The sequence below is a fragment of the Chelatococcus composti genome (assembly GCF_014201415.1).
Lineage (GTDB): Bacteria > Pseudomonadota > Alphaproteobacteria > Rhizobiales > Beijerinckiaceae > Chelatococcus_A > Chelatococcus_A composti.
The window spans coordinates 1-12,003 of record NZ_JACHEH010000007.1 but is presented as its reverse complement, the minus strand read 5'-3'; the positions used below and the strand labels follow the sequence as shown (position 1 = coordinate 12,003).

At 68.8% G+C, this 12,003-nt stretch carries 11 protein-coding genes, 1 tRNA gene and 1 pseudogene; 8 read left to right on the top strand and 5 right to left on the bottom strand.

What is annotated here, in order from left to right:
- On the top strand, positions 1-1,188 hold the full coding sequence (locus HNQ73_RS14620; protein ID WP_183335629.1) for a GNAT family N-acetyltransferase: 1,188 nt from the start codon (positions 1-3) through the stop codon (positions 1,186-1,188).
- Between the two features lie 8 nt (positions 1,189-1,196).
- Here the strand turns inward: HNQ73_RS14620 and HNQ73_RS14615 are convergent, their stop codons facing one another.
- Positions 1,197-3,380 (bottom strand): GumC family protein, encoded by a 2,184-nt coding sequence (locus tag HNQ73_RS14615; RefSeq protein WP_183335628.1) that lies wholly within the window; start codon positions 3,378-3,380, stop codon positions 1,197-1,199.
- A gap of 170 nt (positions 3,381-3,550) precedes the next feature.
- Between HNQ73_RS14615 and HNQ73_RS14610 the strand changes: the two genes are divergently transcribed.
- The 4 genes from HNQ73_RS14610 (at position 3,551) to HNQ73_RS14595 (ending at position 8,174) form a co-directional block, all read left to right on the top strand.
- Entirely contained in the window at positions 3,551-4,114 is a 564-nt protein-coding gene (locus tag HNQ73_RS14610) for a polysaccharide biosynthesis/export family protein (RefSeq protein WP_183335627.1), read from the top strand.
- A 26-nt stretch (positions 4,115-4,140) separates the two neighbouring features.
- Entirely contained in the window at positions 4,141-5,268 is a 1,128-nt protein-coding gene (locus HNQ73_RS14605) for a glycosyltransferase family 4 protein (protein ID WP_183335626.1), read from the top strand.
- Positions 5,269-5,385: 117 nt separating this feature from the next.
- The gene (locus tag HNQ73_RS14600; RefSeq protein WP_183335625.1) at positions 5,386-6,933 is read left to right on the top strand and encodes an undecaprenyl-phosphate glucose phosphotransferase; all 1,548 of its coding nucleotides are present in this window, start codon (positions 5,386-5,388) and stop codon (positions 6,931-6,933) included.
- Positions 6,930-8,174, top strand: a complete 1,245-nt coding sequence (locus tag HNQ73_RS14595) for an O-antigen ligase family protein (RefSeq protein WP_183335624.1) — start codon at positions 6,930-6,932, stop codon at positions 8,172-8,174. Before HNQ73_RS14600 ends, HNQ73_RS14595 begins: the two co-directional genes overlap by 4 nt.
- Positions 8,175-8,219: 45 nt before the next feature.
- Here the strand turns inward: HNQ73_RS14595 and HNQ73_RS14590 are convergent, their stop codons facing one another.
- Positions 8,220-8,489, bottom strand: a complete 270-nt coding sequence (locus tag HNQ73_RS14590; RefSeq protein WP_183335623.1) for a hypothetical protein — start codon at positions 8,487-8,489, stop codon at positions 8,220-8,222.
- Positions 8,490-8,591: 102 nt separating this feature from the next.
- Entirely contained in the window at positions 8,592-10,034 is a 1,443-nt protein-coding gene (locus HNQ73_RS14585; RefSeq protein WP_183335622.1) for a phospholipase D-like domain-containing protein, read from the bottom strand.
- A gap of 157 nt (positions 10,035-10,191) precedes the next feature.
- Between HNQ73_RS14585 and HNQ73_RS14580 the strand changes: the two genes are divergently transcribed.
- Entirely contained in the window at positions 10,192-10,851 is a 660-nt protein-coding gene (locus HNQ73_RS14580; protein ID WP_246719514.1) for a BA14K family protein, read from the top strand.
- A gap of 65 nt (positions 10,852-10,916) precedes the next feature.
- Here the strand turns inward: HNQ73_RS14580 and HNQ73_RS14575 are convergent, their stop codons facing one another.
- Positions 10,917-11,186 carry an RcnB family protein gene (locus HNQ73_RS14575; RefSeq protein ID WP_338077645.1) on the bottom strand — a complete coding sequence of 90 codons (270 nt, stop codon included), beginning with the start codon at positions 11,184-11,186 and terminating at the stop codon, positions 10,917-10,919.
- A 42-nt stretch (positions 11,187-11,228) separates the two neighbouring features.
- Positions 11,229-11,282: pseudogene (locus tag HNQ73_RS18100) on the bottom strand (lipoprotein); the annotation flags it as partial.
- 352 nt (positions 11,283-11,634) lie between these two features.
- On the opposite strand from HNQ73_RS18100, the gene HNQ73_RS14570 reads away from it, so the two are divergent.
- Together HNQ73_RS14570 and HNQ73_RS14565 are read left to right on the top strand one after the other, a co-directional pair.
- A tRNA-Pro gene (locus HNQ73_RS14570) sits at positions 11,635-11,712 on the top strand.
- A gap of 25 nt (positions 11,713-11,737) precedes the next feature.
- The gene (locus HNQ73_RS14565) at positions 11,738-11,995 is read left to right on the top strand and encodes a hypothetical protein (protein ID WP_183335621.1); all 258 of its coding nucleotides are present in this window, start codon (positions 11,738-11,740) and stop codon (positions 11,993-11,995) included.
- The last annotated feature ends 8 nt before the right edge of the window (positions 11,996-12,003 follow it).

Here is a 12,003-nt window from a genome sequence, read left to right as displayed (position 1 = left end):
ATGACGACCCCTCTCGGCGCCCTGGACGATGCCCCGGCGGCAGCGCAGGACGCAAGCCTCGACCTCGAGGTGGACATCCTCGACGATCAGGCGGCCATCGCCGCGTGCTGGCGCAACTTCCAGCGCGAGGCGCTCATGACGCCCTATCAGTCCCATGGCTGGGTCAGCGCCTATGACCATTGCTGGCGGGAAGGGAGACGTCCGAAACGCCGGCTGCTGCGCGTGCGCGACGCGGCCGGGGCCGTGCGGGCGCTGCTGCCGCTTGACGTCTTCCACCGCCGGGGGGTGACGGTGGCGACCATGCCGGGCGCCAGCCACGCCAACTTCCACATGCCGCTGCTGGCCCGCGGGGCGGCGCCGTCCGCGGCCGAATGGGCGGAGGCCCTGCAGCAGGCCGGCGAGAAGGCGGGCATCGACCTGTTCTTCTTCCGCCACCAGCCGACGACCTGGCAGGGGCACGAGAATGCCCTCGCCACCGTCATGTCGCAGCCGAGCCCGAGCCACGGCTACCAGCTCACCATCGACTTTCCGGGTGCCGAGGCGCGCACCCGCATCCTCAGTACCAAGCGCCGCCGTGTCCTGAAATCGAAGGAACGGGCCCTGTCGGAGCGCGGGGCGCTCGTGCCCCGCCTCATGGAGAGTGAGGAGGACGTGCGGCGCGCGCTCGCCGCCTTCCTCGCACAGAAGGCCGAGCGCTTCGCCGCGCAGAAGATCGCCAACCCCTTCGCCGACCCTGGCATCCAAGCCTTTCTGCTGGCCGCCTGCCTGCCGCAGACCGATGGCAGCCCGCCTCCCCTGCGGCTCTACGCCCTGTTCGTCGGTGACGAGATCGTCGCGACGCGGGCCGGGACTGTGTGGGGCACGCACATCAGCATCATGTTCCATTCCTTCGACCAGCGGCCCGAGATCGCGCGCTCGAGCCCGGCCGAGGTGCTGCTCGTCTACATGATCGAGACGCTGGCGGCAGAAGGCTTCACCCATTTCGACCTCGGCGTCGGCGACCAGCCCTACAAGCGCGTCTACTGCAAGGAGGTGATGGACCTGCGCCACGGCATCGTGCCGGTGTCACCGAAGGGCAAGCTTCTGGCCCTGCCGCTCAGGGCGGCTGTCTGGGCCAAGCGCCGCGTCAAGCAGTCGCAGCGGCTGTCGGCACTCTATCAGCGGCTGAAGCCCACCCCCGCAGCCTGATGGCCGTGTCAGGCTGCGGCGCGTGTGCCGTCGGCCTGCGGCACGACGACAATGATGTCGCGCGCCTTTGCCCGGGCGAGGCGCCCGTACGCTGCGCGCGTCGTCTCCGCCTGCTCCGCTTCCTGCGAGACAAGTACCGCATGGTCCACATACGGCAGGACATGCGGCGCCAGCGCCTCGAGGCCGGCCGCATCGACGATGAGAATCACCCACTCGTAGGTCTGGTCGAGGGCGAGCAGCGGCAGCTCCAGCGCGCCGGGCCGGGCATCGAGCGTGGCGGCGAGATCGGCGCCGGCCGAGACATGATGCAGCCGGGTGCCGGGATCGCGCCCGATGACATCGGTAAAGGAAGCCGTGCCCGACGCCAGCTCGGCGAGGCCCGGACGCCCGGCATCGCGCTTCGCCCCGCCGGCCGTCATGTCGAGAAGGATGGTGCGTTCGGTATTGACCCGGTCGTCGGCCAGGGCGCGCGCGAGCCTCACAGCGCCGGCCTCGGCCGCAGCCTCGGTCACGAGCACGCGGCGGCCGCGCCCCTGGCCCGGACGATCGCCGAGCCGCGCTAGCAGCGGCGCCAGCGCGCCGGCCTGCACCGCGGCGCCGACATCCCCGTCTTCGCGCAGCTGCCGCGGCGACGGCTGCTCCTGCGCCGGGCCGTCAGCCGCAGCGACCGCCTCGCCCTGGACCGGCGCCTGCGCGGGAGCAGCGAGGGCCGGCTCGGCCACCGGGGCGGCTCCGGGCTCCGGCACCACCTCGGCCGGGACCTGGGCGAGCGACGGCGCCACCGGGACGAAGGCCCGTCCCGACAACAGCTCCAGCGCGATGACCAATGTCGTGGCGAGCGAGAACGCCGCCAGTGTGACGATGGCGATGATCGGCACCTTCTTGGGAAAGCTCGGCGTGCCCGGCACCACGGCGCGCGAGACGATGCGCGCATCGGCCGGGCTCGCGCTCTCCACCTCCCGCGCCTGCGCCTCGCGGTAGCGGGTCAGATAGGTCTCGAGCTGCTCGCGCTGGGTGCGCGCCTCGCGCTCCAGCGCCCGCAGCTCCACCTCGTATTCCTTGGCCTTGGCGGCCACGGCGCTCTGGGCGTCGAACGCCTTCTGCAGGCTGTCGACACGCGCAGCGGCGAGCTTCGCCTCGTTCTCCAGCGAGCGCACGGTGCGCTGCGCCTCCTGCCGGATCTGGTTCTCGAGGTCCGCGATCTGGGCATTTAGCTGCTTGATGCGCGGATGGGCCGGCAGCAGCGTGCGTTCCTCGAGCGCGAGCTGCGCGCGCAGCGCGATGCGCTGCTCCAGCAGGCGGCGGATGAACTCGTTGTTGGCGACATCGGGAATGTCGAAGACCCGGCCTGAGGCGATGAGATCGCGGATGAGCCGCGCCTTCGCCTCCGCGTCCGCCTGGGCCGAGCGGGCGGCCGAGAGCTGGGCGGAGAGTTCCGCCAGCTGCTGGGAGGGCAGCGTCACCTCGCCGGAACTGCCGCTCATGAGGCCGTGGCGGGCGCGGAAGTCCTCCACCTTCGCCTCGGCCTCGGCAACCTGCTTGCGTAGCGGCTCGATGGTCTCGGCCAGCCACTGGGAGGCGGCCTGCGTCGCGCTCTGCTTCACGGAACGCTGAAAGTCGAGATAGGATTCGGCGATGGTGTTCGCCGCGCGGGCCGCAAGGTCCGGATCCGCCGACGAGAACTCGATGGCGACGACGCGCGAGCGCGGCAGCGGGAAGACATTGAGGCGCTCGTAATAGGTGGGGAGCACCCTCTCCTCGGGCGGACGCTCCTTGCGGGCCCCGCCGAGACCGAGCCACTGCATGATGCGCTGCCTGAGGCCGAGCACCCGCGCGTCGGGGTCGAACTCGGGGTTGCCGACGAGGCCGAGCTTGCGGATGACGTCGCGCGCCAGGTCGCGCGACATGATGACCTGCACCTCGCTCTGCACCGCCTCCTCGTCGAACTGGGAACCGGTATCCGCCCCGCCTTCGGGGCGCGTGTAGAAGGTATCGCCGCTGACGAGCAGGACGCTCGTCTCGGCCGTATAGCGCGGCGTGACGAGATTGACGATCAGGAACGCCCCGACGAAGGCAAGAAGTGTCGGCAGGGCAATCCACATCCGCCGCCGCACGAGTGCGCGCCAGAGTGCTCCCAGATCGAGCTCGTCCCCGCCGGCCGGCTGCACTCCGGCCGCGACTTCCTTCGACATCGGCGCCTCAAATTCCGAAAAACAACGCCTTATCCTTGCACGGGAGGCGTTGCCGGCAGGTTAAACCAGCCGGCCGGATGGTAGGGCCCTGCCGCGGGCGCAAAAATCAACTTTTGTTAACCATAGCGGCGTTAGATGCCTTTCGTCCTGATGTTTCCGATGACGGTCACATGTCCCGCTTTCCGGCCATCGCCCTCGCCCTCCTGTGTGCCACGCTCGGCGCCTGCGCCCAGACGGCGCGTGAACCGATCACGGTGGAGGCCGTGCCACGCCCGCAGGCCTACACCCTCGACAGCGGCGACCGCCTGCGCGTCATCGTCTTTGGCCAGGACAGCCTGTCCAACATCTATACCGTCGACGCCTCGGGCAAGATTGCCATGCCGCTCGTCGGCATCATCTCGGCGCGCGGCCTGACGACGCAGCAGCTTGCCAAGGCCATCGAGCGCAAGCTTGCCGCCGGCTACGTGCGCGAGCCGTCCGTGAGCGTGGACGTGGAGACCTATCGGCCGTTCTTCATCCTCGGCGAGGTACGCAATCCCGGCCAGTACCCCTTCGTCGCCGGCATGACGGTGCAGACCGCGGTGGCCATCGCCGGCGGCTTCACGCCGCGCGCCGTGCAGGACGAGGCTCTGGTCACGCGCCAGACGCCGGGCAAGGCCGTCACCGGCCCGCTGCCCGTCACCTATCCCGTCAAGCCCGGCGACACCATCGTCATCAAGGAGCGGTGGTTCTGAGCGGCCGCCAGCCTGGACGAAGCGCCATGCCCTCACCCGTGCCCCTGCGCATCCTGCACGTCCTGCGTGCGCCCGTCGGCGGCCTGTTCCGCCATGTCGTGGATCTTGCGCGCGGGCAGGTGGAGCTCGGGCACGAGGTGGGCATCGTCTGCGACGCCACCACCGGCGGCGAGCGGGCGGAAGCGGCCCTCGCCGCCCTGCGCGGCGACCTCGTCCTCGGCGTGACGCGCCTGCCGATGGCCCGCCTGCCGGGCGCCGGCGATATCGCGAGCGCCGTGCGCGTGCGCGCACTTGTCTCCCGCCTCGGCCCCGACGTGGTGCATGGCCACGGCGCCAAGGGCGGGCTCTATGCCCGGCTCTGCGCCCGTGCGGACGGACGCCGGCCGGCGCGCATCTACACGCCGCACGGCGGCAGCTTCCACTACCCGCCAGGCACGATGCAGCACCGGCTCTACATGACCGCCGAGCGCATCCTCGCCCGCCGCACAGACTTCTTCCTGTTCGAAAGCGCCTATATCGCCCGGCTCGCCACGAGCGCGCTCGGCTCCCTCATGACGCGCTCCGCCATCGTCTACAACGGCCTGCACGAGGCCGAGTTCAACGAGGTGTCGCGCTCCGGCACACATGATGTGCTCTATATCGGCGAGCTGCGCCACCTGAAGGGTATCGACACGCTCATCGACGCGCTGGCATTGCTGCGCGACGAAGGTCGCCCACTCACCGCCGTCTTCGTCGGCGCCGGCCCCGACGAGGAGGCCATCCGCGCCCATGCCGCGCGGCGCGGGCTGGACAAAGCGGTGACTTTCCGCCAGCCCATGCCGATCCGCGAGGCCATGGCGCTGGCACGGGTGATGGTCGTGCCGTCGCGGGCAGAGTCCCTGCCCTATGTGGTGCTGGAGGCCGCCGCCGCCGCGATGCCGCTCGTCGCCACCGCCGTCGGCGGCATTCCCGAGATCTTCGGGCCGCAGGCGAGCCGCCTCGTCCCGCCCGATGCGCCCGAAGCCCTGGCCGGCGCCCTGCGCCGCCGCCTCGACATGCCCGAGGCCGAGGCGCACGCCGAGGATGCCGCGCTGCGCGCCTTCGTGCGCGAGCGCTTCTCTTTGCCGCAGATGATCGCCTCGGTGCTCGAAGCTTATCGCACCGCTCTGCGTTAATACATTCGCCAAATCGTCGTGCTAGGCCATGGGCACAGGAGCGGCTCGTCCGCGCCTGGCATGTGCCTTGCGCTTGCCACGACAAGCTCCCTGTCCTTGTCCCGCTGAAGATCAAGCATGTCCAGTTTCGATATTCGCGATCTGCTCGAGAAAACCGCGGCGACCGAACCGGCTCAGCCCGCACCTGCTTCCGCGGACGACAAGGGACCACGCCTGTCGCTGCTCGCCGAGCAAATGGCCTCGGTGCCGGTGCCGCCCACCTATTCGCCGGTGATCATCACGGGCGCGGCCCGCCTCGCCGACGCAGCGGCGGTCCTCGCCACAGGCTTCGCCGCCCTGGCGATCTACATCGCGCCCAACCACGGCTATCCGCTCTCCTATCTTCTCCTCCTGCCCGTTTTCGCCGTGGCGACGGTGGCGGCGATGCAGATGGCGGGCCTGTACCAGATCGGAGCAATGCGTTCCGTCCTGACACAGGCCTTCCGGGTGCTGGTGGGCTGGAGCGTCATCTTTCTCCTCGCGCTCGCCGTCCTCTTCTTCACCAAGACGAGCGCGACCTACTCGCGCGTCTGGCTGCTCGGCTGGTATGTGTCGGGCCTCGCCGGGCTCTATCTCGTGCGGCTTGTCTTCGGCATCATCGTGACGCGCCTGACGCGTGCCGGCCGGCTCGACCGGCGCACCGTGATCGTCGGTGGTGGCGAGGCGGCCGAGCGGCTCATCGAGGCCCTGGTGGCGCAGCGCGACACGGGCGTGCGCATCTGCGGCTTCTTTGACGACCGCAACGACGAACGTTCGCCGAATGTCCTGGCGGGCTACCCGAAACTCGGCACGGTGGACGACCTCGTCACCTTCGCCCGGCGCACGCGGGTGGACCTCATCATCTTCACCCTGCCGATCACGGCCGAGGCCCGCATCCTGCAGATGCTGCGCAAGCTTTGGGTGCTGCCGACCGACATCCGGCTCGCGGCCCACATGAGCCAACTGCGGCTGCGTCCGCGGGCCTATTCCTACATCGGCACGGTGCCGGTGCTCGACGTCTTCGACAAGCCGATCGCCGACTGGGACCTGGTGATCAAGTGGCTCTTCGACAAGATCGTCGGTTCCATCCTGCTCGTGCTGCTGTCGCCGATCATGCTGCTGACGGCGATTGCCGTGAAGCTCGACTCCCCCGGGCCGGTGCTCTTCCGCCAGAAGCGGTACGGCTTCAACAACGAGCTCATCGAGGTGTTCAAGTTCCGCTCGATGTACGTGGACCAGAGCGATCCCACGGCCTCGCGCCTCGTCACCAAGGGCGATCCGCGCGTCACGCGTGTTGGCCGCTTCATCCGCAAGACCTCGCTCGACGAGCTGCCGCAGCTCTTGAATGTCGTCTTCAAGGGCAACCTCTCGCTCGTGGGCCCGCGGCCGCACGCGCTGCATGCCAAGGCCGAGAACCGGCTCTACGACAAGGTCGTCGACGGCTATTTCGCCCGCCACAAGGTCAAGCCCGGCATCACCGGCTGGGCGCAGATCAACGGCTGGCGCGGCGAGACCGACACGGAGGAGAAGATCCAGCGCCGCGTCGAGCACGACCTCTACTACATCGAGAACTGGTCGGTGCTCTTCGATATCGTGATCCTTCTGAAGACGCCTCTGGCGCTGCTCAAGTCGGAGAACGCCTATTGACGGCCGCGGGTGACGCCACAGCCGCCGGCGCGACCGGCCTGCGCATCCCTGCGCGCCGGGTGGAGCGCGCGCTGCTGTGGCTGCTCGCCTTCTCGGGCGCCCTCGCCCTTATCGAACCCTCGCCCTACGAGGGGATGTTCGTCGTCACCCTGGCCGGCTTCATCGCCACCGGGGGCATCCGCCTGCCGCGCCTCGTGGCGCTGCTCGCCGTGCTGCTGCTCGCCTTCAACCTGGGCGGCGTCTTCTCGCTCATTCCGTATCTCGACCGGCCCAAGTCGGTCACCTTCGTCGCCATCTCCATCTATCTGATGGTGACGGCGATCTTCTACGCGACCGTGCCGGCGCAGGATGGCGAGGCGCGGCTCGATGCCCTCCGCCGCGGCTTCGTCGCCTCTGCCTGGGTGGCGGCCGCCGCGGGCATCGCCGGCTACTTCAACATCGCCGGCCTCGGCTCCATCTTTTCGCTCTACGGCCGCGCCTCCGGCACCTTCAAGGATCCGAACGTCCTCGGCCCCTACCTGACACTCGCCGTCGCCTTCATGGTGCAGGACATCATGGCGGGCCGCGGCCGGCTCATCGTCAGCCTTCTCAAGCTGTCAGTGCCACTGCTCGCCCTGCTTCTGACGCTGTCGCGCGGGGCGTGGATCAACGGCGTGGGCAGCGTCGGCCTGCTCGTGCTGCTCACCTATCTCACGAGCCGCAGCAGCCGCCAGCGCGCGCGGCTCGCCGGCCAGGTGGCGATGCTCGCGGCGGGAGTCGTCGTCGTGCTGCTCGTCGCCCTCTCCAGCGGCGAGATCGGCGAGCTCGTCGCCCAGCGCGCCGGCCTTCAATCCTACGACACCGGCCCCACGGGCCGCTTCGGCGGGCAGATCCGCAGCATCCCGCGGCTGCTCGAGCTGCCCAACGGCTTCGGCCCGCTGCGTTTCTCCTCGGAGATGTACGGCATCGCCCCACACAACGTCTTTCTCAACGCCTTCGCCTCCTACGGCTGGCTCGGCGGCATCTCCTACCTGGTGCTGATTCTGACCTCCTTCGTCGTCGGCTGGCGCACGGTGCTGCGGCACTGGCCCCTCCAGTACCATTTCCTGCCCGTGTGGAGCGTGTTCTTCATCACCGCGCTGCAGGGTGTTCAGATCGACAGCGACCACTGGCGCCACTTCTATCTGCTGCTGGGTCTGGTCTGGGGCATCGCCGCCACCGTTCCGCGCGATGAACGGGCACGGCGCGCCTTCGCACCCTGATTCAAGGATTGCCGGCAACCTGCTGAAGCTGCAGCACAGACCGCCTTACGGGCGGCCGAGCGGATCGGCCTCCTCGCACCGGCCCTGGAAGGCGCGCATGATGGCGCAGGCGATGGCCTTGGCGGTGGGGAAGCCGATCTCCTCGTCGATCTCCTGGATGATGCCGACGAGCTGCGCCTCGCAGGGCTGCAGGGCGGCAAGGCGCAGGGCTTCGGTGATCACGTGGCGGTGCAGGACGGCGGCGTGACCCCAGGCGGCATCATCCGCCTCCCTCAGCGCCTCATAGGCTGTCCGGGCGGCTTCGCGCATCATCATGGCTTCTCTCCCCTTTCTTGCAGCCGGCGTCGGCGCCGGCCGTGGGAGAAGCATGCGTCGGGTGTCCCCCGGACGATGTGCGCTGGCACGCGCTGCGCGCGTTCACAGGTAGGGAGAGGCGAGCCACACCACGCGGTTGCGCAGCCGCTCGACGAGCGGGCGGGCGGCGAGGCTCTGCAGCGTCTCGGGCACCGCGTTGGCCATGCGCTCGCTGATGTGCGCTTCGATCCAGCTCGCCAGCTTCGGATCATGCACCTCCACGTCGAGCTCGAAGTTGAGCCTGAGGCTGCGTGGATCGAGGTTGGAGGAGCCGATGTAGCTCCACACGCCGTCGACCGTCATGAGCTTGGAATGGTCGAAGACACCGCGGGCGCGCCAGACGCGGCAGCCGCGGCGGATGACCTGGTCGAGCTGCGCCGTCATGGCGTAGTCCACCAGGCGCAGGTTGTTGGTGTCGGGAATGACGATATCCACCTCGATGCCACGCCGCGCCGCGACACCGAAGGCGCCGACGAGCTGCTGATCGGGCAGGAAATAGGGCGAGCAGATCATGACGCGGCGCTCGGCGGCAGCGAGTGCGCCCATGATCATCGTGTGATTCGATTCCAGCGTATGGTCCGGCCCCGAGGGAATGGCCCGCGCCGCCACATCCGCATCGGCCACAGGCGATGCCCGGCCGAACCAGATGGGCCCGTCGAGCAGCTCCCGCGTCACGAAATGCCAGTCCTCCGCGAAGACGGTGAGCAGGTGCTCCACCACCGGACCCTCGAAGCGGAAGTGCGTGTCCCGCGCCGTATGTTCGCCCATGGCGGAGGACAGGAAATGCTCACGGATGTTCATGCCACCGGTGAACCCGATCCTGCCGTCGACCACCAGGATCTTGCGGTGACTGCGCAGGTTGGCATAGGGCAGCTTGAGGCCCATGACGATGTTGCCCATGAAGAGCGCCGAGGGGATGCCCCGCTGGCGCAGCAGGAACGGCAGCGGCGGCTTGGAATAGCGCGCCCCCACAGCGTCGATGAGCACGCGCACGGCAACGCCGCGCGCCTGGGCCTCTGCCAGAGCCTCGACGAAGGCGAGGCCGGCCGTGTCATGGTCGAAGATGTAGCTCGCCAGCGCGATCGACTTCTTGGCGCTTCTGATCGCCTCGATCATCGCCGGATAGGCGGCGTCGCCGCCGACGAGCGGCGTGACCCGGTTGCCGAAGGTGAGCGGGAACTGGGAGACGTTGTCACCAAGCCGGGCGAGCGAAGCGAGCGGCAGGCGCGCCAGCGTGGCGCTGTCGCTGTCCTCGTTGTCCGCCGCCCGCCCGCGGCGCGTGCGCGCACGCTTGCGCATGACAGACGACCGGCGCACGCGGTTGACGCCGGCGACGAGATAGAGCGCGGCGCCGAAGATCGGCGACAGCATGGCGACGCCCGCCCAGCCGATCGCCGCCCGCACCTCATCCTTCGTCATCGCGGCGTGCACAGCGGCCGCGAGGCCGGCGATGGTGCTCAGAACGAAGAAGAGATGGGGCCAGTAGTCGGTCAGAAACGCCTGCATGAATCATTCCTAGAAGATTCAGCCTCCGGCCGGAAAGGCCGAAGCCGCTGAGGCGCTGAAGGTCGCGAAGGCCGGCGATGCGCTTCCGCGCACCGTCCGGAAGAGGGTCGCGCAGACGTGATGGCTCCTTCCCCCTGCCGCCACAGTTGTTTCTATCATGAAGATGCGGCGTCTCGAGAACATGGCCGGAGCAATCGTCATCGAAGGCCACAGACTGCCGGCCGCACGCCGGCGCCACCGCCGCAAGGAGGAGCCCATTATGCCCATCTGCAAGACAATTGCCGTAACGGCCATCGCGGCGCTGCTCGCGCTCCCGGCGATGCCGGCAGGCGCGCAAATCGTCCGCATGGATGCGCCGCCCGCCGTGATGCTGACCGAGCAGGCCCAGTGGCGCCGCCCGGGCGGCCGGCAGGTCCGCCCCGGCAATCCCTGGGTGCGCCACTGGCGCGGCGGGCCGGTGCGCGTGCGCCCGGTTGCTCCCGTGGCCAGGGTCGGCGGCTACTACGGCCCGCGGCGCTACGGTTACGGCCGGCCTTACTACGGACGCCGATACTACGCCCGCCCCTACTATGGCCGCCCGTACTACCGCGGCTACTATCGCCCCTATTACGGCTATTACGACTACGACCCCGGTGCCGCGATCGCGGCAGGCATCGTGGGCCTCGCGGCCGGAGCAATCGCCAGCAGCGCCATGGCGCCGCCGCCGCGCCGGCGCAGCGCCTCGTGGATCGCCTACTGCTCGCGCAAGTACAAGTCGTTCAACCCGCGCACGGGCACCTATCTCGGCTACGACGGGCGCCGCCACATCTGCCGCTAGCAGGGGCAGCTCCAACGAAAAAGGCCGCCCCGGGCGGGGGCGGCCTTGGCGTGCGCGCGGGGCGCTTACTGCATCATGAGGATCGAGGCGATGATCCCCGTGGCGGCGTTGACAAGAAGGAAGCGACCATCGACCTCGACCCAGCGGTGACCGCGCGGCGGCGCGTGCAGGTGGTAGCGGCGATAGTCGCGCGCGTGGACCTCGCGATAGCGGTTCTTCTTCCAGTCGAACCGCTGGCCCTTCGCCCAGCGCGGCTTGGCGTGGCGCTGGGGCTCGGCATGCCGCGGGGGTTGGCCCTTTCGGTCGATCCGCATATCGCGATGTTCGATGCGCACGTCGGGGCCGCGGTGTGACGGGCCGGGCTGGGCAACAGCCACACCCGAGACGAGAACGGCGGCGGAAACGATGGCGAGAGTGATCTTTTTCATGAACGATCTCCTGTTCTCGCCTTCTTGTTTAAGAGCAGTGTTCTGAACGACTCCTGAACGACGGAATTACTTTTTCGTAATGTCTAGATGAACCTTCTGCATCGCGGATGAACCTGCCACAGGCCCGGCCTCCGGCCCGCGGCCGCCGCGAGAGGCCGCGCGTCGGTTTCGGCAGTCTGCCGGCCGCGATGCCGGGCTGGATATCCACAGACTGCAGAAAACGAGGTGGAGCCGTGCTTTCCGGGCCTTTGCGTTCTCGCCTGCACCGTTCGAGCCCCTGGCGCGGCCTGCTACCAGCACTCCGGGCTTGCATTCCCCCGACGAAACACCTAGAGAAACAGCGCCCTTTGGGTGTCGGAGCGTAGCGCAGCCCGGTTAGCGCACTAGTCTGGGGGACTAGGGGTCGTGGGTTCAAATCCCGCCGCTCCGACCATTCAAGCTCTTGAGATATGCAAGCCATGACCGGCGCCGATGCGGCGCCGTTCGCATGTCTGCCCTTCCGAAAAACCGGCGCGAGCCCCAGGATGGAGAGCCGGGCTGAAGCAGCACCGGCCGCCGGCGGAGGTGATCGGGCGGCACGTGTGCCCATCGAGCTTTTGAACCGCTACGACCGGGCCAAGGCGTTTGAAGATGATGTCCCGAGAGGTGGTGTAGCTTATGCGATCGCCGTGCCTTCCGAACTGTGCCGGATCAGCTTGCCGCAGCGGGCAGGCTGATGAGCGGA

What these genes read in the sequence shown, in the direction of transcription:
- HNQ73_RS14620 (WP_183335629.1), top strand. Translation starts at nt 1, where the DNA reads ATGACGACCCCTCTCGGCGCCCTGGACGATGCCCCGGCGGCAGCGCAG.
- HNQ73_RS14615 (WP_183335628.1), bottom strand. Translation starts at nt 3,380, where the DNA reads ATGTCGAAGGAAGTCGCGGCCGGAGTGCAGCCGGCCGGCGGGGACGAG.
- HNQ73_RS14610 (WP_183335627.1), top strand. Translation starts at nt 3,551, where the DNA reads ATGTCCCGCTTTCCGGCCATCGCCCTCGCCCTCCTGTGTGCCACGCTC.
- HNQ73_RS14605 (WP_183335626.1), top strand. Translation starts at nt 4,141, where the DNA reads ATGCCCTCACCCGTGCCCCTGCGCATCCTGCACGTCCTGCGTGCGCCC.
- HNQ73_RS14600 (WP_183335625.1), top strand. Translation starts at nt 5,386, where the DNA reads ATGTCCAGTTTCGATATTCGCGATCTGCTCGAGAAAACCGCGGCGACC.
- HNQ73_RS14590 (WP_183335623.1), bottom strand. Translation starts at nt 8,489, where the DNA reads ATGATGATGCGCGAAGCCGCCCGGACAGCCTATGAGGCGCTGAGGGAG.
- HNQ73_RS14585 (WP_183335622.1), bottom strand. Translation starts at nt 10,034, where the DNA reads ATGCAGGCGTTTCTGACCGACTACTGGCCCCATCTCTTCTTCGTTCTG.
- HNQ73_RS14580 (WP_246719514.1), top strand. Translation starts at nt 10,192, where the DNA reads ATGAAGATGCGGCGTCTCGAGAACATGGCCGGAGCAATCGTCATCGAA.
- HNQ73_RS14565 (WP_183335621.1), top strand. Translation starts at nt 11,738, where the DNA reads ATGACCGGCGCCGATGCGGCGCCGTTCGCATGTCTGCCCTTCCGAAAA.